The sequence below is a fragment of the uncultured Cetobacterium sp. genome (assembly GCF_947039425.1).
Taxonomy (GTDB): domain Bacteria; phylum Fusobacteriota; class Fusobacteriia; order Fusobacteriales; family Fusobacteriaceae; genus Cetobacterium_A.
The window spans coordinates 1-2,567 of the sequence record NZ_CAMQYW010000291.1 but is presented as its reverse complement, the minus strand read 5'-3'; the positions used below and the strand labels follow the sequence as shown (position 1 = coordinate 2,567).

The 2,567-nt window shown below is 23.8% G+C and carries 4 protein-coding genes; 1 reads left to right on the top strand and 3 read right to left on the bottom strand.

The window, feature by feature from the left end; genetic code table 11:
- Together Q0V09_RS10685 and Q0V09_RS10680 are read right to left on the bottom strand one after the other, a co-directional pair.
- Positions 1–837, bottom strand: an 837-nt coding sequence (locus Q0V09_RS10685) for a 3',5'-cyclic-nucleotide phosphodiesterase (protein ID WP_297489448.1), incomplete at its 3' end; no start/stop codon positions are given.
- Positions 838–931: 94 nt separating this feature from the next.
- On the bottom strand, positions 932–1,789 hold the full coding sequence (locus Q0V09_RS10680) for a patatin family protein (RefSeq protein WP_297489445.1): 858 nt from the start codon (positions 1,787–1,789) through the stop codon (positions 932–934).
- 147 nt (positions 1,790–1,936) lie between these two features.
- Between Q0V09_RS10680 and Q0V09_RS10675 the strand changes: the two genes are divergently transcribed.
- Positions 1,937–2,191: a hypothetical protein gene (locus tag Q0V09_RS10675; protein ID WP_297406924.1), complete on the top strand. Its 255-nt coding sequence runs from the start codon at positions 1,937–1,939 to the stop codon at positions 2,189–2,191.
- Between the two features lie 31 nt (positions 2,192–2,222).
- On the opposite strand, the gene Q0V09_RS10670 is transcribed toward Q0V09_RS10675, so the two are convergent.
- On the bottom strand, positions 2,223–2,519 hold the full coding sequence (locus Q0V09_RS10670; protein WP_297406926.1) for a hypothetical protein: 297 nt from the start codon (positions 2,517–2,519) through the stop codon (positions 2,223–2,225).
- Positions 2,520–2,567: the final 48 nt, after the last annotated feature.

Here is a 2,567-nt window from a genome sequence, read left to right as displayed (position 1 = left end):
TAAGTTCTCCAATTTATTTTTACCAGAATATTTTTCTAATACCTCTAATTCTTTATTTAACCACTTAGGTGTTAAATGACCAAATAATAAGTTATCTTCTCTAGAATTATCATAAGAAACCTCAATCATAATGCCCTTTAATTTATTTTTTTTAATTAATGGTCCTAAAACTTTAAAAGTTTTTTCTAATAAATCTGTTTTTTCTATTTTATCAGGCCCAACATCTCCATAATATGCCATATAATCACCATCATTTTCAACTAAAAACATTGTAGATATATGATTACTATGACTTAGAGGAAAAGCTTTTACTCTTAAATTAGTATCTGGTATTTCTACAAATTCCACATCAGAAACTCTATTGTAAGAATATTGATTTAACTTAAATCCTTCGCCTTCATTTCCAAAATTTGGCCATAATTTCCAATTAAAAACTGTATCTTTTAAATTGCTAATTGTATTATCAAGAGCATATATTCCTTTTTTCTTATCCTCTGTTGAAGAAATTACAAGCCCTGATATATGATCAAGATGTGAATGTGTTAATAAATAACCTTTTATTTTTTCTCTAAAAATATATCCAGTATCACTCCATTCAGTGTCTTTAGGAATTTTAATTTCATTAAAACTACCTTTTTTCAATGCTTTAGTTATTCCAGGAAGAATTGTTCCTGCATCTAAAGATACAAAATTATCTGTATTTGCTGATTTAATTAAATAGCCAGAAATATTTCCATCTAAAACACCACCGTCACTACCCAATGTAATTAAATCAAATGAATTTGCATATAGATTCATTGAAAATAATAGTATCCCTAATCCTAATATTTTTTTCATTGTCCCACCCTATAATATTTTATATTTTTATATTTTACAAAACTTTTGAGAAAATTACAAATATTTTTTAAAGAGTTTTGTAAATTACAAGAACTTACTTTTCTAACCATTGTAATAAATTATTATATATATTTTTAGCATCTGAAATTCCTAAATGATATAAAGCCTCTATTTTACTTAAATCTCTTTCTAATCTTCCAACTTCTAGATTTTCTGTAGGTCTAATTACAAAAACTTTTCCTGATTTTTCTAATTCATTAATTTTTTTTAATAAATTATTATAAACTTCATGTCTTTCTATTAATGCTTTAGCAACTTTAGGGTATTTTCTATAGTATGTTTTTATTAAACTTTGTGGTCTCATTGCCAATTTTTTATACTCTTTTTCTTGAGTCAATATAATTACATGTTTATCATTCCCATCTTTTATTGATTCTTCTAAAGGAATAGGAGCTGCAATTCCACCATCTAAATAAATTTTATTATTAAGGAGTCTTTCTTTAGATAAAAAAGGAAGGCTTCCTGTTGCTATTAATGCTTGTAATAAATCCTCTGTATTTTTGTAATCTTTTTTTGAAAAGAATTCAGTTTCTCCAGTTAGACAGTTAAAAGCTCCTACTTTAAACTCTCTATTGTTATTTTTAAATGTTTCAAAATCAAAAGGAAAGTATTCATATGTCATTTTTCTATAAGCAAAATCTAAATTTATATAATTACCAGTTTTTATCAGATATTTTAATCCCATATATCTTTCATCATCTAAATATTTTAATTCAATTTCTAAATTTCTTTCTTTTTGTCTTGAAGCATAAGAAGCTGAATAAATTGCTCCTGCTGAAACTCCAATTGTATAGTTAAATTCTAAATTTTGTGTTAAAAAATAATCTAAAACACCAGATGTATAAACTCCTCTTAATCCACCGCCCTCTAAAACTAAACCTGTATTATTCATTTTTTCCTCCTGAAACTATATACACTATAATTTTTATATTAACATATATTTAAAATATATTCAATTTATATACTTTATTATAACCTATTTTCATTGATTTTTAATAGATAAATTTGTATAATATAATAAAAGTAAAGGAGAATTAATATGAAAATAATAAATTGTATAGATTTTAATTATGTTATTGAACATGAAGATGAGTATTTTGAATTTGAATTTGAGGATGAGTTTTTAGAAAGTATTGCTGAAGAATTAAATGTAGATAATTTTCAAATTATTAATGCAATAGAAGAAACTGAAAATAAATATGCTATTAAAATTAATAGCAATGAAAAGGAGTACATTTTTACTTATACAATTCCCGAAGAAAAAATAAAATATATAAAATCAATAACAGAGTAAAAAAGGAGACTAAAAAGTCTCCTTAAATTTTTTATTTATTTAGATAATGTAATAAATACACACCAAATCTATCTAATCTAAATCTTCCATCTTCTGTAACATCAATTAAATTTTCTCTAATTAATATCTCATAAGCCATTGTTAAAGATTCTATTCTTGGAATAATTATCTTTGTTTCAACACAAATTTCTCCATATTCTAAATTTTGAAAATAGGCAAAAGAAGCTTCAACTTCCTCTTTATGTGCATTATAACATTCATCTAAAACATCATAACACTTTCCTGGTAATTTTTCTTTTAAGTAAAAGAAATATTCATTATAATACATATTATCATCCTCCTATAGTATATATTAATAATATACACTATTTATTGT